This window comes from Acinetobacter sp. CAU_H_60, assembly GCF_058599385.1.
This window is the reverse complement of record NZ_CM178653.1, coordinates 2,804,952-2,824,493: the sequence shown is the minus strand read 5'-3', so window position 1 is coordinate 2,824,493 and position 19,542 is coordinate 2,804,952. Positions and strand designations below refer to the sequence as shown.

The window sequence follows — 19,542 nt, the reverse complement described above, 5'->3', positions numbered from 1 at the left end:
GTGCAGCATTGAAAAAAACAGTTGAACTACTAAGGATTATGATTGGAGAGATTGGCATTATGGAAAAGATTTGGTTCGCTGAATACCAAAAAACAGGGATTCCAGAAACTGTAGAATTACCAGCAGAAAATACATCTCTGGTTGATATTTTTGAACGCAATTTCCAAAAATTTGGCTCACGTGATGCCTTTATCTTTATGGATAAGACTTTAACGTTCAATGAGTTGGAAGAAGCTAGTCGTAAATTCGCAGCATATTTACAAAGTTTGGGTCTGGCAAAAGGCACACGTGTTGCCGTAATGATGCCAAACGTTCTTCAGTATCCGGTCGTAGCATTGGGGGTGTTCCGCGCTGGTTTAGTACTGGTAAATGTAAATCCACTGTATACATCACGTGAGCTTGAGCATCAGTTAAAAGATTCTGGCGCTGAAGTTCTGGTCATTATTGAGAACTTTGCCAGCGTTTATCAGTCAATTATTGGCAAAACACCTGTGAAGCACGTCGTGGTTGCTTCTGTGGGTGACATGCTGGGTGCTTTAAAAGGTACTTTGGTGAACTTCGTATTGCGTTCAGTACGTAAGCAGATTCCGGCATGGGATATTCCAGGTCACATCAAGTTCAATGCTGCACTGAACAAGGTAAATCCAAGCAACTATAAACGCCCTGAATTGACTTTAAGTGATACTGCTGTACTTCAGTACACAGGTGGTACTACCGGTGTTTCTAAAGGTGCTGAACTGACCCATCGTAATCTGGTTGCTAACCTGTTGCAGTGTGACGGTATCTTCCAGAGCAAATTCGGTGCGCAAGATGGCCAGCCAGATGACCGTATTTTCTGTGCTTTACCGCTTTATCACATCTTTGCTTTCATGGTCTGTGCACTTTACGGCATGTATAAAGGTCAGGCGAACGTTCTGATTCCTAACCCGCGTGACCTGCCTGCGGTGATGAAAGAATTACGTAAATACCAGCCAACATTCTTCCCTGCTGTGAACACGCTGTTTAATGCGCTTGTAAACAACGAAGAGTTCAAGCAACTGGATCATAGCCGTTTAAAAATGGCGATGGGCGGTGGTATGGCGGTTCTGCCTTCTACTGCAGAAGCTTGGAAGAAAATTACCGGCACTAACATCATTGAAGGTTATGGCCTGTCTGAAACTTCTCCAGTGGCAACTGCAAACCCACCAGCATCTGAAGAATTCAGCGGTACGATTGGTATTCCGTTGCCTTCAACTGAAGTTGCTATTCTGGATGATGACGGTAATGAAGTTGCACTCGGTGAACAGGGTGAAATCTCAATCCGTGGTCCTCAGGTGATGAAAGGCTATTGGAACCGTCCGGATGAAACCGATAAAGTGATGGTGAATGGCTTCTTCCGTACTGGTGATATCGGTGTAATGGATTCACGTGGTTATATCAAAATCGTTGACCGTAAGAAAGACATGATTCTGGTCTCTGGCTTCAACGTTTATCCTTCTGAAATTGAAGAAGTCGTTGCAAAACATCCGAAAGTACTGGAAGTGGCTGCAATTGGTGTACCAGATGAAAAATCAGGTGAAGTGCCAAAACTATTCGTTGTGAAGAAAGATCCTTCATTGACGACTGAAGAAGTTCTGGCATTTGCGAAAGAAAACCTGACCGGTTATAAACGCCCACGTTATGTTGAATTTATGGATGAATTACCGAAATCTAACGTAGGTAAAATCCTGCGTAAAGACCTACGTAAGACTGCATAAATCCTGCAATAAAAAAGCGCCTGAGGGCGCTTTTTTTTAATTCTATTTTTTCATTAGCCAGCGGTCAAAGTAAGGACGTCCTACACCGATCACACCCAAGAAAATAAACATGGTACCAAACTGGCGGTTAAATCCTCTCAAATTAAAACTGCCGTAACTGAGAATATTATCTATGAGGCAATAAATGATGATCGCGACTACCCAGTGCCAGATCGGCATACGCTTGATGCCTACCGCATAGAAGGCAATCCATAAGATGGCAAAGGTAAAGAGGGGAGACCAGATATTCATATTGGCACAAATGACGGCCATCAGAAATGCAACAATCGGCAATACGATTTTTAATACGCGATCCACTTGACGTTGATGCTGGCGCTGTTTCTCGAGGACATCGAACATTTCATTTTGATCAGGGCTGACCATAGTGAATCCTTAATCATTTATAAAAACACTCTATTTAACAAAATTTATTCACGAAATGCCATGCTATGATAGACATAAAAATTCTCAAGAGAAAAATCAGATGCATAGCATTAGTGGGGTTATCTATCTCATTTTGGCAGCTTGTCTTTTACCTTATGTTTTTACCTTGATTGCGAAAAAATCGGCAGGGTTTCGTGCAAAAGACAATCAGAATCCGCGGGCATTTTTAGAACAGTCTACAGGCCTGGCCAGTCGTGCCAATGCCGCTCAGCAGAACAGCTTTGAAAGCTTACCACTCTTTATCGCCTCGATTCTGATGGCAGAATATATGGTCGTTTCACAAAGTCTGGTGATGACCTTTGGGATTGCCTATCTGGTTTTTCGGGTCATCTATGGGATTTGTTATCTGGCGAACTGGTCGACCTTACGTTCAATTGTCTGGCTGTTATCCTTATTGTGTCCAATAACCTTGCTGCTGTTAATTATCAAAATCTCTTAAGCCAAAAATAAAGCAGGTCGAGATATTTACAGTTCGATATTTTAAAATCAAAAAAAATCTGTAAAAACCGTTATAATTATCGCGGTTTTTAAAAGATATAACTTGTTAAAGAGTGATGCTATGAGCTACAGCAATATCCCAGCGGGTAAAGATGCGCCAAACGACATCTATGTCATTATCGAAATTCCTGCAAATGCAGCACCAATCAAATATGAAATCGATAAAGATTCTGATGCATTATTTGTAGACCGTTTCATGGGTACAGCAATGTTCTACCCAGCAAACTATGGTTATGTACCAAATACACTTTCTCTAGATGGCGATCCTCTAGACGTATTGGTGGTAACTCCACATCCAGTAGAGCCAGGTTCAGTCATTCGTTGCCGTCCTGTCGGTAAACTGAACATGGAAGATGACGGTGGTGTTGATGCGAAACTGGTTGCAGTTCCACACGACAAACTGACTCCGATCTACAAAGATGTTCAAGAATATACTGATCTTCCTCCATTACTGATCAGCCAAATCGAACACTTCTTCCAGCATTACAAAGACTTGGAACCAGGCAAATGGGTTAAGTTAAGTGGTTGGGAAGGTGCTGATGTTGCGAAACAAGAAGTACTCAGCTCAATTGCAGCTTATGCAGAAGCAAATAAATAATTCATTTGCTTTTCAGTTTAAGTCTTTAACTTTTTAAAGCTTAAACAAAAAAACCTGCACAATGTGCAGGTTTTTTTATTATGGCTTGAAATTCGAGTGAATTAGAATAATTTCACAGGAATATCTAACCAGATACGCCATTCGTTGGTGTCACCAATGTAGTTAGATTGGTAATCATTGCTTGCACGGTAGTAAGAGTGACGTAAACGCAAGCTTGCATCTTTAGCAAAACCAGATTGAACAGTGTATTTCACCTGATTAAAGAATTCACGTTCATGAGCATCGCTAGTCGCTAACACTGAACGATCACCTTCAGGGTCTGCTGGTACATCAATATCCCAACCATATACAAATGCTGAAGTCCAAGATAGACCAGGAACATTTACAGCACCGAAGTCAAATGTGTATTGAAGTTGTGCTGATTTTTCATTATTACCAATAAAGTCAGATAGGTATGAGTTTGGTAGATAAATCGTTTGATGACCATCACCTACACCGCGACCCAAACCATAGTCATAGCCTGTGTTACCAGTATTTTGTTGGTAAGCCACCATGACATTGTGCGGACCAGTATTGTAAGTGGTAGAAATAGCCCAAATATTGTTGCTTAAGTTACTCAAGTCATTTGTGGTATGAGAATAAGTATATGCACCACCGTCAGCTTTTTTATCCCACTCAGTATGATAGCCACTAAAATCGTGAGTTAAAGTGCCGCCATTGGCTACTGCATAGCTATAGTTCGCATTCACATAATGACGGTCTAAACGGTCTTTAATATCTGTACCATAGTAAGAAGCGTTTAGCGCATCACTAAATTTATATTTCGCGCCCCAAACAACAGCACGATCAAGCTCGTTACCATCAGAGTCGATTTGGTCTGAATATTGGTTTTTAGTAAATTTACCAGCTGTTAATGACAGGTTATCAATTTCATTACTCGTCACTAATACACCTTCAAAGTATTCAGGAACGAGACGTGCAGTATTTGATGCCAATACAGGAAGATCTAAAACTTGGGTACCATATACAGCAGTGGTATTAGATACACGAGCTTTCACATAAGCCCCACCACGCGCCCAATGATCATAAGTATCGCCAGCGCCTTTAACGTAATCACCTTTAGCGTTGAAACCATTTTCACGAGGAATCATGCCATTACCGGCATTTTTGTTGTTTCCTAGTTTGAAAGAAGCATCACCGATGATCCCGGCACCAAAACCGACTACACCTTGAGTAAAGCCAGAATCCAGTTTCACGATTGCAGTTTGTGCAGCTGAACTTGTATCTGCTACGCCATTTTTCTTATCACGAGATAAATAACCAGTACGGAAAAGTACAGATCCTTCTGCATCTTCTACAAAACCTTTAGACTCACTTTGCTCGCTAGCAAAAGCGGTTGAGATCAATGCAGCCTGAATCAAAACTGCCAATGTTAATTTTTTTGTGTTTTGCATTGGGAGAGAGCCTTATACAAATTGATGGAAATTTTTAGGAATTGTATAAGATTTGCTGAATAAATGTCATTTTTATTTACGATATTCCACTAAAGTCGAGGGATTTTTTTTAATCTAAAGTGAATAATAGTAAGATATCTAATAGTCTAAATCCTGACCATATAGTAAAAAAACAAATAAAAACAAAGATATTTTTTAAATATAAATTCTCTGAAGGATTTGACTCATGAGTGCATCAATAATATTTAAAATTAAAATTCTTAGAATGAAAAAGTTAAGTGTTCAAAATCTTCATTTTCTGTATCAGACTCTTCATTAATAATTTCTTAAAAGTAGAAATTTATTATAAAATATTGAATTTTAATATATAAATACTTAATTTAAATATTTATAAATCCAAAAATGCGCAGAGATTGCCGAATAATAAAAAGTCATTCTATGAGAGTCACTTTTTGTTGCTTAGCACTATTTTGAACTTTTTAATCCAGAAATTTCTGAGTTTGGGCAAGAATCAAAAACTCGAATAGAGTAATCTGCTTCTTTACCTTTTATTTCTGCACCTTTTTTTAGCACAAAATTTAATCAAAGCGAAAATAGTTTCAAAATGGCGCAACTTGTAAATGATTATGTATAAGGGCGAAAAAAGAAAATAAATCTTTGAAAAAGGACCAGTGTTAAAAAGAACCTATCAAAGTGCTTTTTTTAAAAATTTAAATATAATTTAAAAACAAATACCTAGTGATTTATTTTATTTATATTCATCAGATTTCCGTTGTTTTATTCCAGATTGGCATAGCTCTTGCAAATTTCGAACTTGAGTTTAATCAATATCATAAAAACGTCTCAGACGATCTGGGGGAGTCATACAATGAAATCAACATTAAAAGTATTATCTTTTACTTTACTAGGTGCTGCATCTTCTTTCACTTTCGCGGATGAACCAGCTGCTGAACATTCAGTTTCTGGAAATATCAGTGTACTTTCAAGCTATAACCTGCGTGGGATTACCAACACACCTGAAAATAGCGGAGCTACTTTACAAGGTGGACTTGACTATAATCATGCCTCTGGCTTCTATGCTGGTTGGTGGGGCTCTACCTTAGATTATTCTTTGGTTGAGGAAGGCCGTGATGCTTTTGAAAATAATTTCTATGCAGGCTATAGCCATTCGGTAAATGATGATTTGGGTTTAACGATCGGTACGACTTACTACTATTACTATGAATCTGATGAAGAAACGAATGGATTTGAGCTGTTATTAGGTCTGAGCTATAAAGATTTAGGTATTACAGCACAAACTCTTCTTGAAGATACGACTTGGGGGAATGCAGGGGATACTTATATCAAAGGTACTTATAGCTATGCACTGCCTAATGACTTTAGCTTAGACACCGCTTTAGGTTTATATGCTTATGAAAAGTCAGGTGACTATGTAGAAGAGACCAGTGAAAGCTTTGGTTTCCGTCATTTTGATATCGGTTTAAGCAAACCTCTTGCAGATACTGGTGTTACTGCAAGCATCAATTACATCATCGGTGGTTATGATCGTATGGATGTGAAACAAAAGAACAAAGTAGTATTCGGATTAGGTTATAGCTTCTAATTTTTTCTAAATAAAAAAGGCGACTTTAGGTCGCCTTTTTTATTGTTTACATGTGCTGCCCGCGATAAGACAAGGCTTCCGATAAATGTCCAGTCTGAATATCTGGACTTTGATTAAGATCGGCAATGGTACGGGCAACACGCAAAATGCGATGATAGCCTCTTGCTGATAAATTCAGTTTCTGCTGCGCCAGTTCAATCATTTTCTGAGCTGATGGATCGAGAGGGGCATATTGCTCCAGTTGTTTTGGACTAAGGCTCATGTTCAAGGCATTTTGCCGTTCGATCTGAATATTATAGGCGCTGATCACACGCTGTCTGACGGTTTCAGAGTTTTCGACAGGTTTATTGTCTTGTAACTCCTGTGCCTGTAAAGGTGGTACGTCAATATGCAGGTCAATCCGGTCCAGTAATGGACCAGAAATCCGGTTCTGATAACGCTTGATGCTTTCAGGTGAACATTGACAGCGGCTGTCCTGATTAAATGCATAACCGCATGGACAAGGATTCATGGCTGCCACCAGTTGAAAATTGGCTGGAAAAGTAATTTGCCGGGAAGCACGTGAGATTACAATTTCTTTGGACTCAAGCGGCTGACGTAATACTTCTAAAACCTTGCGGTCAAACTCAGGCAGTTCGTCTAGAAATAAAACGCCCAAATGTGCCAGTGTGATCTCTCCAGGTTTAGGATGTGAGCCACCGCCGACCAGTGCAATGGCAGACGCAGTATGATGCGGTGCCCGAAATGGCCGCTGGCCAAAGGGATGATTGGCATTGGCAATTGAATAGATACTAGCAACTTCCAGATTTTCCTGAGTATTTAAGGGAGGTAAAATACTGGCGAGGCGCGATGCTAATAAGGTTTTACCTGTACCAGGTGGGCCGCGGAACAGCAGGGAATGGCCACCTGCAGCTGCAATTTCCAAGGCACGTCGTGGTCGCAATTGTCCTTTCACATCCGCAAGATCAAATTTATAAAAAGAGTGCTGATCTAATGGACTGGTCTTAAACGGGGGCAAGGTTTCTGCTTGAGCCAGATGTGCACAGACTTCCTGTAAATGATTGGCAGCAAATACCTGAAAATCCGGAAGCTGAGAGGCTTCCTGAGCATTCGGACTAGGCAAGATCAGTTGATGCTGTGCCTGCTGGCAGGCGATTGCAATACTCAGGATTCCTGTTACTGGCCGCAATTGACCATCTAGGGCCAGTTCACCAATAAATTCAAGGTCATCTGTGCAATTTTCTGGAAGCTGCCCTGAGGCCACTAAAATTCCTAGCGCAATCGGCAAGTCCAAACGTGAGCCATCTTTAGGTAGATCGGCAGGTGCCAGATTAATGGTCAGGCGTTTGGTCGGAAACTGAAAGCCGCTATTCAGAATAGCTGATCGAACCCGATCCTTACTTTCCCTGACTGCGGCTTCAGGAAGCCCCACAATGGTGAGGGAAGGCATGCCAGAACTGACATGAACTTCGACTTCAATTAAAGGTGCATGCAGGCCTAACAGGCCTCGCGTATAAATTTTGGCAAAAGACATATTGTTGTTCCAATATAGTGCATTATTTTTATTGTTCTCGTGTCTTTTGTGCACTGTAGTTGTGCTTATTTTTTAATTGAGACTTTTTCTTCTAGCTCTTCGACTTGTTTTAGTAAATCATTTAAACGCTGATTGGCATTATTTAGGGCAGTGCGTTGACGTTCGAGCTCTTCTTTAGACACTAAATCCATTTTACTGACGGCTTCATTGAGCAGGGCACGCAGGTTGTGCTCCAGATCCTTTTTAGGTTGTTCAACTTGCTGCAAAATTGCTTGTAACAGGGTTTCAATCATAATCCGATCCATCGCCATATAAATGCGTGGACAGTGTAACATTGCCGAAAGAGTGACTGACAGTATTTCAGATAAAATATAGGCTGCTTCGATTAGTAATATTGTAAAAATCCACATAAAAAATATCCAATTTGTGCAGATTCCAATACGTTATAAGTATAAAATAAAAGAGCAAGAAACATCGTGCCGGGCTTTCTAATTTCCCCCGACCTTAGGAATCTTGGCATGAAATTTGAACATAAAACCTTACTGGTGAAATAAGCCGAAGGAAAACAAACATGAAGCTCGTAACTGCAATTGTAAAACCTTTCAAATTGGATGATGTGCGTGAAGCATTATCTGAAATTGGTGTTCAAGGCATCACTGTGACTGAAGTCAAAGGCTTTGGTCGTCAAAAAGGCCATACTGAACTTTATCGTGGCGCTGAATACGTTGTAGATTTCCTACCGAAAGTCAAAATTGAAATCGCAATCAGCGATGAAATGGTTGATTCGGTAATTGAATCAATTACTCGTGTTGCAAGCACTGGCAAAATCGGTGACGGAAAAATTTTCGTAACTAACTTAGAACAAGTCATCCGTATTCGTACCGGTGAAACAGGTGCAGACGCTGTTTAATTTGGCACGAAGTTTGCTGAGTACCTAATAACTCACAAAAAAACATGGTTGGGGGATACGAATGAAAAAAATGCTAATGGCGTTCGGCTTGTCCAGCGCTCTTTTAGGTGGTTCTGTTGCGTGGGCTGAAGAGGCCGTAACAGCACCAACACCTACTGAAGAAGTCGCACTCGTTGCAGAGACTGGTGATACTTCACTTACAACAACAGACACAACTACAGCAGAGATTGCTGAAGTGGCGCCAGCTGAGCCAGCAGCGCCTGTAGAAGAAGAAGCTACTCTCGATACTGGCGATACAGCCTGGATTCTCACTTCAACAGCCCTTGTATTACTGATGACCATTCCAGGTTTAGCCCTGTTCTATGGCGGTATGGTCCGTAAGAAAAATGTGCTGGCAACAATGGCACACAGCTTTGTTGCTGCAGCCGTAGTCAGTATTGCCTGGGTCGTGATTGGCTATACATTGGCCTTTGGTGAAGGAAATGCCTTTATCGGCAGTCTGGACAAGCTCATGCTGGCTGGGATAACCACCGATGCACTTTCAGGCACAATTCCTGAAATCCTGTTCGTGATCTTCCAAATGACGTTTGCCATCATTACGGTTGCCATCATCAGCGGTTCGATTGCAGAGCGTATGAAGTTTGGTGCTTTTGTGGCATTCATTGCACTCTGGGTGATTCTGGTTTATGCACCAATTACTCACTGGGTATGGGGTGGCGGCTGGTTAGGCAACGACGGTGCGCTTGACTTTGCTGGTGGTACAGTCGTTCACATCAACTCAGGTGTAGCGGGTCTGGTTGCAGCCTACATGCTTGGTAAACGTATGGGCCTTGGCCGTGAATCAATGGCGCCACATAATCTGACTTTAACTGTAGTCGGTGCAAGCTTACTTTGGGTAGGTTGGTTTGGCTTCAATGGTGGTTCAGCATTGGGTGCGAATGGTTCTGCAGGTTATGCGCTGATCGTAACTCAAGTTGCAGCAGCGGCAGCAGCGATCTCTTGGTTAATTACTGAAAAAGTAGTACGTGGTAAAGCCTCTGTATTAGGTGGGGCTTCTGGTGCGGTAGCAGGTCTGGTGGTGATTACTCCAGCGGCTGGTTTCGTTACTGTCGGTGGTGCACTGGCAATGGGTTTGATCGGTGGTGTGGTATGTTTCTGGGGTATTACTGCTCTGAAACGCGCACTAAAAGCCGACGATTCTCTAGATGCCTTTGGTTTGCACGGTGTGGGTGGTATCGTTGGTGCGATTCTGACAGCATTCTTCGCAAGCGAATTCATCATGGGTGATGCTGCTCCAGCAAATGTAATGAGCCAACTTTGGGTTCAAGTTGAAGGTGTACTTGCAACCATCGCTTACTCTGCAGTATTAACTTTCGTGATTCTTAAAGTGATTGATCTGATCATCGGTATCCGTGTTTCTTCTGATGATGAACGCATGGGTCTGGACTTGAGCCAACACGGCGAACGCGTAGAATAATCTGCTAAAACAATAATCAATATATTGTGTAAAACAGCCCATCTGGGCTGTTTTTTATCTATATATTGCGTAAAACTCTACAAAGTTTAGAATTTTTGCTACACTCGGAAATCATCAGGATTTGTTCAATTAAACCGCTATGCATTGCCCATTTTGCAATACACCAGACAGTAAAGTGATTGATTCACGCCTGGCCGCTGAAGGTTGCCAGATTCGCCGCCGTCGTGAATGCGTCAGTTGTAATGAACGCTTTACCACCTTTGAAAGTTATGAAGTGGTGATGCCGCGTGTCATCAAATCTGATGGCAAGAATGAACCCTTTGATGAAGCCAAATTACGCCGTTCCCTGATGCATGCCTTGCAGAAACGTCCTGTGACGCAGGAACAGATTGAAACGGTGCTGAGTGATATCCAGTTGCAGATTCGCCGTCTGGGTGAGCGTGATGTGAAATCACGTACCATTGGTGAAATTGTCATGCAATCTCTATTTGCACTTGATCATGTCGCTTATGTCCGTTTTGCTTCGGTCTATCAGGATTTTCAGGATGTCGAGGCTTTTCGTCGTCAAATTGAACAGATGCAGCAACGTGGCGAATTTCAAGAATAAGCATGTCTGAACTCAATCAAGATCAAGTCTGGATGCGCCGTGCCATCGAACTGGCACGTCAGGGACAGTATTCCACTAAACCGAATCCGAATGTCGGCTGTGTCATTGTCAAAGATGGCGTGATTGTCGGTGAAGGTTTCCATCCTAAAGTTGGTCAGCCACATGCTGAAGTCTTTGCCATGCGTCAGGCTGGAGATCAGGCGCGCGGTGCAACAGCTTATGTGACCTTGGAACCTTGTGCACATTATGGTCGTACACCACCGTGTGCCAAAGGTCTGGTCGAAGCAGGCGTAGCCAAAGTGATTGTGGCTTGCCCTGATCCGAATCCACTGGTGGCTGGAAAAGGCATGCAGATCCTGAAAGATGCCGGTATTGAAGTGGAAGTTGGCATCTGTGAAGATGAAGCGCATCCACTGAATTATGGCTTTCTGAAAGCCATGGCGACTAGGATGCCTTATGTACGACTGAAAATTGCATCAAGTTTAGATGGCCGTACCGCAATGGCATCGGGTGAATCAAAATGGATTACTGGTGTAGAGGCCCGACAGGATGTACAGCATTGGCGTGCGATTTCTGGCGCCGTAATTACTGGTATAGATACGGTATTGGCAGATGACTGCCAGCTCAATGTACGCAATCTAAATGACGTGGATGACCTCAGTACCATCGTTCAGCCCAAACGGATTATTCTGGATCGCCAGGGGCGTTTGCCACTCACTGCCAAGCTCTTGAAAAATCCAGAAACGATAATGGTGATGGGGCCTTATCGTCAGGAGCTGGCTGAGTTGGGTGTGATCCAACTCGAAATTCAGCCTTTAAAAGAATTATTACAGCAACTGGTTCAGCAGCATCAGATTTATGAGGTGCTGGTTGAGTCAGGCGCGACCTTATCTACCGCATTTTTACAGGCAGGACTGGTGGATGAACTCATCAGTTATGTTGCACCGACCTTATTGGGGCAAACTGCGCGTAGTATGTTCAATGCAGAATTTAGCCGAATGGCAGAACAACTTCGATTCAAGTTGCAGGACGTGACCCGTTTGGGTGACGACGTGCGCTTCAGGTTAATTCCTTCTCAAGAGACACTATGAATTCAGAGTCTACGGTTTATCACAAACGTCGCCATGCGGCACGTACCACAGATGAATATCTTTTCCATCAATTGGTTCCTTATTTGGGGAACAAACGCCGTTTACTACATTTAATTCTGGAAGCACTTGAGAGCACGGGAACCTTAAAACGTGAAGATGGCCGTGCGCCGATATTTGCCGATTTCTTTGCCGGTTCCGGGGTGGTTTCACGTCTGGCCCGTCAGAATGGCTATCGGGTGATTGCCAATGACTGGGAACCCTATAGTCATGCACTCAATCATGCAGTTTTAGCTTGTACTGAAGCACCTGCCTTTAAAGAGCTCGGTGGCTATCAGAAAGCGATTGATTATCTGAACCGTTTGCCTGAAGTTAAAGGCTGGGTGACACATAACCTGTGTCCGCGTAATGATGAGATTTATGATCCGACCCGAGACCGTTTGTTCTTCAAACGCCGTAACGGCATGCGTATCGATGCCATCCGTCAGCAGATTGCCACCTGGCAGGCTCAAGGTGCGATTGATGACGTGGAAATGAGTGCTTTGCTGGCACCGCTGCTCTATTCAGCCAGTTTTGTCAGCAATACCTCAGGTGTATTTAAAAGTTTCCATCATGGTTGGGGCGGTAAAACCCAGACTGCACTAGAACGCATTGAATCACTACTTTGGTTAACGCCAAGCCGTTTCTGTGAAGATGCTAAGCATCAAGGACCTGCCGCAGAAATGTGGTGTGTGGATGCCCAACACTTAGCCAATCAGATGAGTGGTTTTGAAGTCGATGTGGCTTATCTGGATCCACCGTATAACCAGCATGCCTATAGTAGTAACTATCATGTACTCAATGCTTTAACGCTGTGGGATCAGGTGGATTTACCGACTCCAGACACTAAAGGCTTCAAGAGCGGGATTGACCGTGCATGGCGTAAAGAACGTCCAAGTCAGTACAACTCATCCAAGCATGCCAAAGAAGCCTATGAAACTTTGTTGGCGACCATTAATGCGCGTTTTATCCTGACCAGTTATTCAACCGATGGTAATATCAGTGCCACAGATTTGCTGCAGGCCAACCTGAAACGTGGCCGTGTAACCTTGCTCACTCAGGATGTGCCACGTTATCGTGTCAGTAAGCAGCGCCAGTCTGAACGTGCACGCGTATTGGAATTTATTGTAATTACCGACACGCATGCCAAGTCAGGTCCACCAATTCGTCAGTTACTGAGCCAGTTGCATCATTATGCCGAGCTGGGCGGTGTGGATACGACCGGTGTGAGTACCCAATTGGCCTTGTGGTAAGCGCAGAGAAAAAGGAAATAAAGATGTTTACAGGTATTATTGAAAGTCTGGGCAAGGTCGAGAGCTTGCAAAGCGTTGGCGGTGATGTACGCTTACGCATCCAGACGGATCTGGATATGTCCGATGTACATCTGGGTGACTCGATTGCCACCAATGGCATCTGTCTGACCGTAATTGACTGGGGTGAGAACTGGTATGCTGCAGACGTATCACGTGAAAGCCTGGACCGGACTACACTGGCTAACTGGAAAGTCGGCCAACCTGTAAATGTCGAAAAGGCGATGCTGCCCACTACACGTTTTGGTGGACATATTGTCTCTGGCCATGTCGATGCTGTGGGTGAAATTACGGTGGTACGTTCCGATGCCCGTTCCATCTACTTTGAAGTGACTGCACCAAAAGAAATTGCCAAATATCTGGCAGAGAAGGGCTCTATAACAGTAGATGGTATCAGCCTGACCATCAATCACTTACGTGGAAATATCCTTAGTCTGAATCTGATTCCGCATACAGCCGAACGTACCAATATTAGCACTTGGAAATTAGGTACTAAAGTCAATCTGGAAGTAGATGTGTTGGCGCGTTATATCGAGCGGTTATTACTGGGTGACAAGGCCGCAGAAACTACAGAACAGTCTAAAATCAGCATGGAATTCTTAGCCGAAAATGGTTTTTTGAAATAAATCCGCTGCGCAATTACCAGACAGTCTAATTGAAAAATTAGACTGTCTTTTTATTTTTCGGGATAATACGTAGCTCAACTCGCGATTTTAGCCCCAGTGGACAGGTCGAATGCTCGATTTTTTACTTCATCTTGAACAGTCTTTACCCTTATTGCTGGAGCAGTATGGGGTGTGGATCTATGCAATTTTGTTCCTGGTGATTTTTGCAGAAACAGGTTCGCCATTTTTCTTTTTTTTGCCCGGTGACAGTCTGTTGATTGCTGTCGGTGCGCTGTGTTCCAGCTCTGACCTGATTACCTTGCACTCTATGGGTTTATTGCTGCTGATTGCTTCGATTCTGGGTTATACCGTGAATTATTATTCGGGGAGGGTGCTCGGATTAAAGTATTTCAATGAACATTCACGGTTTTTCAAACCCGAATATATGGTCAAAACCAATCATTATTTTATGAAACATGGTGGCAAGACGATCTTAATTGCGCGTTTTATTCCCTTTGTACGTTCCTTCGGCCCTTTTGCGGCAGGTTCTGGCCATATGAGCTTTGCGACTTTCAGTTTTTATAATGTGACTGGGGGAATTCTCTGGATCAGCACTTTGCTTGGGACAGGCTATCTGCTTGGCAATACCGCATTTTTACTGGCTGACTTGTTTTAATTTTAAAGTGAATTTTATAGTTAGATAAAATGAGTTTAAATAAGGCAAGCAGGGGTTAAGGCTGAAAAATAAAAAGACTCTTTCAGCCAACTGACTATCAACTTTACTCAGCCAGATCAGAATTTTTCAGAATATAGTCAATTTCTTCTTTAGCTGCAGCGTGTAATTTCTCACGCAGTGCATTGATGGTTTGTTCAATCACAGTTTCTGCTTCGAGTTCCAGACGTAACCGTAAGCTTTCCAGCTCAGACAAAATCTGGGTATCGTCGATATTTAAGCGACCTTTGGCAAAGTCGAGCACCTGATCCGGATTTTTCTGATAGCGTGCGGCATAATCCTGAACTTCAGTATCCAGCATATGACGCATTTCAGCCAGCTTCTGAGTTTGCTCGGCAAATTTTCGCTCTTCATCACGGCGTAGCTGTTCGGCATAGGCCTGTTCTTCAGCACGTTTTTCGGCTAAGGCTTTTTCGAGTGCCCGCTGTCTGCGAATGCGTGCTTCTTCAATCAGTTCGGCCTTGCGCTGTGCATATGCTGCTTCAATTTTACGTTCAGACTCTTTCTGTAACTGCTGGTCGCGAACGAGCCATTCTTCTACAGCGGTTTCAGGCTTAAGTACTTCACAGATGCGCGAGAGGTCATCGATAAAGGTCTGACGTACAGCCTCAGGCGTGTTTAACCAGCGCTGTTTAAAATCTGGACCTACATTTAATGCCACTTGCATCTCCTTGTTCACGTGATTACTTAGAGCTTAAAGGTATTTGGCTGAATGCCAAAGCGACGATATTGTTTATATTTCTCACGTCCCAGCTGTTTGGCCGGTTCATTGTTTTCAATAATCTCAATAATGTGACTAAATTTCGCATCAGGTTCAAGTGCTTCCGGATTAAAATTAAAAATAATCCAGCCCGACTGCTCTGGTAATTGAGCCGAGATACAAACGGTTGCATCTGGCTGATCGATTCCATGCGGAATAAAGCTGGCGGGATCAAAGTTCCACAGCTTTTCATCCAGTTCCTGCTGTAAGGCAGGATCAGCACACAGCAGCCAGATGCGCTCTGGCTGACGCAAAATTTTACGGCATAAACGACAAGTGCTGTCCACTTGTCGTTCAGGACTTTTTTCAAATAAATAAAAACTGACCTTAGCCATGCTTTTGAACGCGATTAGCCAGGAATTGCATTAATAGAGGTACTGGACGGCCAGTTGCGCCTTTATTTGGACCTGAATTCCATGCAGTGCCTGCAATATCCAGGTGAGCCCAACGATAGTCACGCGTAAAACGTTGCAGGAAGCATGCAGCCGTTACAGAACCGGCTTTAGGACCACCAATATTGGCAATATCCGCAAATGGGGAATCCAGTTGTTCCTGATAGTCGTCCAGTACTGGCATGCGCCATACACGGTCAAATGCATTTTGGCCAGCGGTTTCAAGTTCTGCAGCCAGCTCATTGTCTGGCGTAAACATACCGGTCAAGACTGAACCTAAGGCGACTACACAAGCACCGGTTAGAGTTGCAATATCAATCACCAGAGCAGGGTTGAAGCGTTTCACATAAGTTAGCGCATCACAGAGTACCAGACGGCCTTCAGCATCAGTGTTTAGAATTTCAACGGTTTGACCGCTCATAGTCGTTACGATGTCACCTGGACGGGTGGCTTTACCAGAAGGCATATTTTCCGCTGCAGCAATCGCACCCACCACATGAATTGGTAAACGAGATTCGCATAGTGCACGAAGCGTGCCTAGAACTGAAGCCGCACCGCACATATCGTATTTCATTTCGTCCATGCCAGCGCCTGGTTTTAATGAAATACCGCCGGTATCAAAAGTAATGCCTTTACCTAGTAAGACCACTGGTGCTTCTTCACGGTGCGCCAGATATTCAATCGTAATAATACGGCCTGGACGATCTGAACCTTTGCTGACTGCAAGGAAGGCACCCATGCCAAGGTCAGCCATTTGCTGTTCATTAAGTACAGTTACTTTAAGCAGGTCCGGATATTGAGCCGCCAGCGCTTGCGCCTGTTCTGCCAGATATTCCGGGAAGCAGATGTTGCCAGGGCGGTTACCCAGATCACGCGCCAGATTCTGACCAGTCTGAACGGCATGAATCAATTGTAACTGTTCAGCTGTTAGCGGAGTTTCGGCAGCGATGAAATCAATCTGCTGCAGAATAAATTCGTTCTTTTTCGACTTGTATTCGTCATAGCTGTAGCTGGCCTGAGTTAAAGTCAATGCAAACAGATAGTGCAATTCTTGTGGAAGTTGTGTCAGATCAACAGAAATCTGTTTGAATTTTTTTTGAGAGGCTTTAATAATGGCCTGGGCAATTTTCGCCAGTTTTCCCGCTTGTAATTCGGCAGTCTTGCCGAGGCCGATCAGGGCCGCATGCTGAGACTGGCTGACCTGTCCAATCAGGCTTAAACTTTCTGCTAGACCAGCCTTGAATTGAGATGCTTCAATTAATGTATCTAGGCTATTGATTTGGTATGTTGATGCAGCGCTCTGAATCTGTTCTGAGTCGACTAAAATCAACAAAGATTGACTTGATCCATTCTCTGGGAATGACGTATTAATTGTAAGGTTCATATCTTGTTTTCACGCCTGTTTAGATTTGCAAATCATTCAAGCATTGAAACATTTATCCGAATAGATTTTCAATGGGCAGAGCCACCTAGGTTTTATATTTTTGCTATTCGGGTAAACTAGCACTCGTTTTATGGAGCTCATTTTGGAAGAACTAATTTGATTATTCGGCGTTATCTGGTCAAGCAAGTGGTATCGACCTCCTTGGTGGTGATTGCCTTACTGACCCTTATCATGATGGGCGGTCGTTTGATCAAGTATTTTGGTGTGGCCGCACAGGGGCGTCTGGATGCTGGAATCCTGTTCAGCATCATTGGTTATCGTCTGCCTGAATTCCTGACCCTGATTCTTCCACTTGGGTTTTTTATTGGCTTAATGCTGGTCTTTGGCCGTCTCTATGTTGATCATGAGATGGCGGTCTTAAACGGTAGCGGAATTAGCCGGCATCAGCTGGCACGTCTTTTGATTCCGATGACTCTAGTGTATCTCCTTGCACAAGGCTTTCTCATGCTGTGGGCTTCGCCGTGGGGGATTCGTCAGTTTGAAGCCTTGACCAGTGAGCAAGCAGTACGAACCGGCTTTGATCTGGTTCGACCCAAAGAATTTATTTCTTCCGGACCTTATACGATTTATGCCGGAGATCTATCCGAAGATCGCAAAAACTTGAAAGATATTTTCTTCTATCAGCGTGCGGAAAAAGAAGGCAAGCCGGATGTGATGATTCTGGCGCAGGAAGCGACCCGAATTGAAATGCCGAATGATGCAGCCAATGTGGTTGATCTGGTCAATGGTCGCCGCTATGAAATTTATCCAGGCACGCCGCAATATACCCAGGCTGAATTTGAAAGCTATCGTTTACGGATCGAAAGTGATAAAGAAGCAGAACTGGCCAGTGATGAAGTTGAAGCCTTGCCGACCGGACAGCTTTGGAAAAACCGTCAGGATCCTGTCGTAGCCAGTGAGCTTGGCTGGCGTGTCTTTGTACCGTTTGCCATTGTGATTGCCCTGATTTTGTCTGTAGCGCTGTCTGAAGTGAGCCCACGTCAAGGTCGCTATCTCAAATTATTCCCGGCACTGATGATCTTTGCCAGCCTGATTGTGGCCCTGATGGCGATCAAAACCCGGGTCAGCAAGGCGGAAGTGGGCATTTGGGCTTATCCACTAGTCCTGATCATCTATGCGATAGCCGGTGCATTGTTCTCACGTAAACAGAATTTGGCGCCAAAAATTAAAAAACGGATTCAGCGAGTGAGGTCTTAACAATGTTAGCACGTCGTATAGTTGCCAAACATGTGACCGGAACCACTGCGCTGGCGATGCTTGGGGCAACAGCTGTTCTTTCAGGTCTGCAGGTTTTATTTACGTATTTAGGTGAATTGGGCTCCCTGAAAGAAGGCTATGGTGCCTGGGATGCCTTGAAATATGTACTCTGGGGCGCACCGAATTATCTTTATGAAATTCTGCCAATTTCGGCACTGATTGGTGCGGTACTCGGTTTGGGTACATTGGCTTCCAATAGTGAGCTGATCGTAATGCGTTCAGTCGGCGTTAGCCTATGGCGTATTGTCGGCTGGGTTATTCGATCAGCATTGTTATTGGTCGTATTGTCGTTTGCCCTGAGCGAATGGGTGATTCCATATACCAATGAACAGGCCAAAGCAGTCAAAAGCTATAACAAGCCAGTCAAAATCGGTGAAGTGAAAGGCTATTGGACGCGTGAGGGCAATCGCTTTATCTATATTGATTATGCCAACGCCAAAGGCCAGCTGAAAAATGTACAGATGCTGGACTTTGATGACAATTACCGTCTGCGGGGCACTCTGGATGCCAAGCAGGGTGAATTCGTCAAAGATGGAGCTTGGAAATTAGATAGCACTGCACAATTTGATATTTTACAAAACGGCAATGCGACACTGGTACAGCATGATGAGCAACCACTGGCTTTGGCCTTGCAGCCGAAATATGTGCATATGGTGACGATTGATCCGGAAGATTTATCGCCAAGCCAGCTGGTGAGCTTTATGAGCTATATGCATGAATATAGTCAGGTACCTAAAACCTATCAGCTGGCTTTCTGGCAGAAAGTCGGTTCGCCATTTGCCCTGATTGCGCTGGTAGTGATTGCCTGTTCATTTATCTTTGGGCCATTGCGTCAGCAATCGATGGGCTTCCGTTTGGTGATTGCGTTATTCGCAGGGTTAGGCTTTTTCTATCTACAGGATTTTCTTGGCTATGCCAGTCTGGTCTATGCGCCGTCACCGGCATGGTTCGTATTTACTCCTATTTTGCTGATGTTTGCTATTGGCGGCTACTTGCTCCATCGGGCCCGCTAAG

20 protein-coding genes are annotated in these 19,542 nt (G+C 43.8%); 13 read left to right on the top strand and 7 right to left on the bottom strand.

Annotated elements, in window-relative coordinates:
* Positions 1-59: 59 nt before the first annotated feature.
* On the top strand, positions 60-1,736 hold the full coding sequence (locus tag AC4MBN_RS13455; protein ID WP_180011317.1) for a long-chain-fatty-acid--CoA ligase: 1,677 nt from the start codon (positions 60-62) through the stop codon (positions 1,734-1,736).
* Positions 1,737-1,778: 42 nt separating this feature from the next.
* On the opposite strand, the gene AC4MBN_RS13450 is transcribed toward AC4MBN_RS13455, so the two are convergent.
* Entirely contained in the window at positions 1,779-2,159 is a 381-nt protein-coding gene (locus tag AC4MBN_RS13450) for a hypothetical protein (protein WP_419363911.1), read from the bottom strand.
* A gap of 100 nt (positions 2,160-2,259) precedes the next feature.
* On the opposite strand from AC4MBN_RS13450, the gene AC4MBN_RS13445 reads away from it, so the two are divergent.
* Together AC4MBN_RS13445 and ppa are read left to right on the top strand one after the other, a co-directional pair.
* Complete coding sequence (locus tag AC4MBN_RS13445; RefSeq protein ID WP_034703876.1) at positions 2,260-2,658, top strand: MAPEG family protein; 399 nt, start codon at positions 2,260-2,262, stop codon at positions 2,656-2,658.
* 120 nt (positions 2,659-2,778) lie between these two features.
* Positions 2,779-3,315 carry an inorganic diphosphatase gene (gene ppa, locus AC4MBN_RS13440; RefSeq protein WP_005233448.1) on the top strand — a complete coding sequence of 179 codons (537 nt, stop codon included), beginning with the start codon at positions 2,779-2,781 and terminating at the stop codon, positions 3,313-3,315.
* A 101-nt stretch (positions 3,316-3,416) separates the two neighbouring features.
* Here the strand turns inward: ppa and AC4MBN_RS13435 are convergent, their stop codons facing one another.
* Positions 3,417-4,769, bottom strand: a complete 1,353-nt coding sequence (locus AC4MBN_RS13435) for an OprD family outer membrane porin (RefSeq protein ID WP_491876420.1) — start codon at positions 4,767-4,769, stop codon at positions 3,417-3,419.
* Between the two features lie 868 nt (positions 4,770-5,637).
* Here AC4MBN_RS13435 and AC4MBN_RS13430 point away from each other — a divergent pair.
* The gene (locus AC4MBN_RS13430; RefSeq protein ID WP_419374567.1) at positions 5,638-6,372 is read left to right on the top strand and encodes a TorF family putative porin; all 735 of its coding nucleotides are present in this window, start codon (positions 5,638-5,640) and stop codon (positions 6,370-6,372) included.
* 46 nt (positions 6,373-6,418) lie between these two features.
* On the opposite strand, the gene AC4MBN_RS13425 is transcribed toward AC4MBN_RS13430, so the two are convergent.
* Complete coding sequence (locus AC4MBN_RS13425; RefSeq protein ID WP_419374566.1) at positions 6,419-7,906, bottom strand: YifB family Mg chelatase-like AAA ATPase; 1,488 nt, start codon at positions 7,904-7,906, stop codon at positions 6,419-6,421.
* A gap of 65 nt (positions 7,907-7,971) precedes the next feature.
* Positions 7,972-8,199, bottom strand: a complete 228-nt coding sequence (locus tag AC4MBN_RS13420; RefSeq protein ID WP_491876827.1) for an accessory factor UbiK family protein — start codon at positions 8,197-8,199, stop codon at positions 7,972-7,974.
* Between the two features lie 278 nt (positions 8,200-8,477).
* Between AC4MBN_RS13420 and glnK the strand changes: the two genes are divergently transcribed.
* From glnK to AC4MBN_RS13385, 7 genes are all read left to right on the top strand, one after another.
* Entirely contained in the window at positions 8,478-8,816 is a 339-nt protein-coding gene (gene glnK / locus AC4MBN_RS13415) for a P-II family nitrogen regulator (RefSeq protein ID WP_004650081.1), read from the top strand.
* A gap of 61 nt (positions 8,817-8,877) precedes the next feature.
* The gene (locus AC4MBN_RS13410; RefSeq protein WP_491880355.1) at positions 8,878-10,293 is read left to right on the top strand and encodes an ammonium transporter; all 1,416 of its coding nucleotides are present in this window, start codon (positions 8,878-8,880) and stop codon (positions 10,291-10,293) included.
* 139 nt (positions 10,294-10,432) lie between these two features.
* Positions 10,433-10,900 (top strand): transcriptional regulator NrdR, encoded by a 468-nt coding sequence (gene nrdR, locus AC4MBN_RS13405; RefSeq protein WP_004787309.1) that lies wholly within the window; start codon positions 10,433-10,435, stop codon positions 10,898-10,900.
* A gap of 2 nt (positions 10,901-10,902) precedes the next feature.
* Entirely contained in the window at positions 10,903-11,991 is a 1,089-nt protein-coding gene (ribD, locus tag AC4MBN_RS13400; RefSeq protein WP_491880354.1) for a bifunctional diaminohydroxyphosphoribosylaminopyrimidine deaminase/5-amino-6-(5-phosphoribosylamino)uracil reductase RibD, read from the top strand.
* Positions 11,988-13,280, top strand: a complete 1,293-nt coding sequence (locus AC4MBN_RS13395; RefSeq protein WP_034703433.1) for a DNA adenine methylase — start codon at positions 11,988-11,990, stop codon at positions 13,278-13,280. Before ribD ends, AC4MBN_RS13395 begins: the two co-directional genes overlap by 4 nt.
* Positions 13,281-13,303: 23 nt before the next feature.
* Positions 13,304-13,963 (top strand): riboflavin synthase, encoded by a 660-nt coding sequence (locus AC4MBN_RS13390; RefSeq protein WP_166136489.1) that lies wholly within the window; start codon positions 13,304-13,306, stop codon positions 13,961-13,963.
* A gap of 109 nt (positions 13,964-14,072) precedes the next feature.
* Positions 14,073-14,618 (top strand): VTT domain-containing protein, encoded by a 546-nt coding sequence (locus tag AC4MBN_RS13385; RefSeq protein WP_180053831.1) that lies wholly within the window; start codon positions 14,073-14,075, stop codon positions 14,616-14,618.
* Positions 14,619-14,721: 103 nt separating this feature from the next.
* Here the strand turns inward: AC4MBN_RS13385 and blhA are convergent, their stop codons facing one another.
* From blhA to AC4MBN_RS13370, 3 genes are read right to left on the bottom strand one after another with little or no spacing between them, the layout of a single operon-like run.
* Positions 14,722-15,336: a cell division protein BlhA gene (gene blhA / locus AC4MBN_RS13380; RefSeq protein ID WP_180053830.1), complete on the bottom strand. Its 615-nt coding sequence runs from the start codon at positions 15,334-15,336 to the stop codon at positions 14,722-14,724.
* A 26-nt stretch (positions 15,337-15,362) separates the two neighbouring features.
* Complete coding sequence (locus AC4MBN_RS13375; protein WP_004787296.1) at positions 15,363-15,770, bottom strand: DNA polymerase III subunit chi; 408 nt, start codon at positions 15,768-15,770, stop codon at positions 15,363-15,365.
* The gene (locus AC4MBN_RS13370; protein WP_491880353.1) at positions 15,763-17,211 is read right to left on the bottom strand and encodes a leucyl aminopeptidase; all 1,449 of its coding nucleotides are present in this window, start codon (positions 17,209-17,211) and stop codon (positions 15,763-15,765) included. Before AC4MBN_RS13370 ends, AC4MBN_RS13375 begins: the two co-directional genes overlap by 8 nt.
* Positions 17,212-17,367: 156 nt before the next feature.
* Between AC4MBN_RS13370 and lptF the strand changes: the two genes are divergently transcribed.
* Positions 17,368-18,468, top strand: coding sequence for an LPS export ABC transporter permease LptF (lptF, locus tag AC4MBN_RS13365; protein WP_491880352.1), 1,101 nt, complete (start codon positions 17,368-17,370; stop codon positions 18,466-18,468).
* A gap of 2 nt (positions 18,469-18,470) precedes the next feature.
* On the top strand, positions 18,471-19,541 hold the full coding sequence (gene lptG, locus AC4MBN_RS13360) for an LPS export ABC transporter permease LptG (RefSeq protein WP_491880351.1): 1,071 nt from the start codon (positions 18,471-18,473) through the stop codon (positions 19,539-19,541).
* Position 19,542 lies beyond the last annotated feature (1 nt).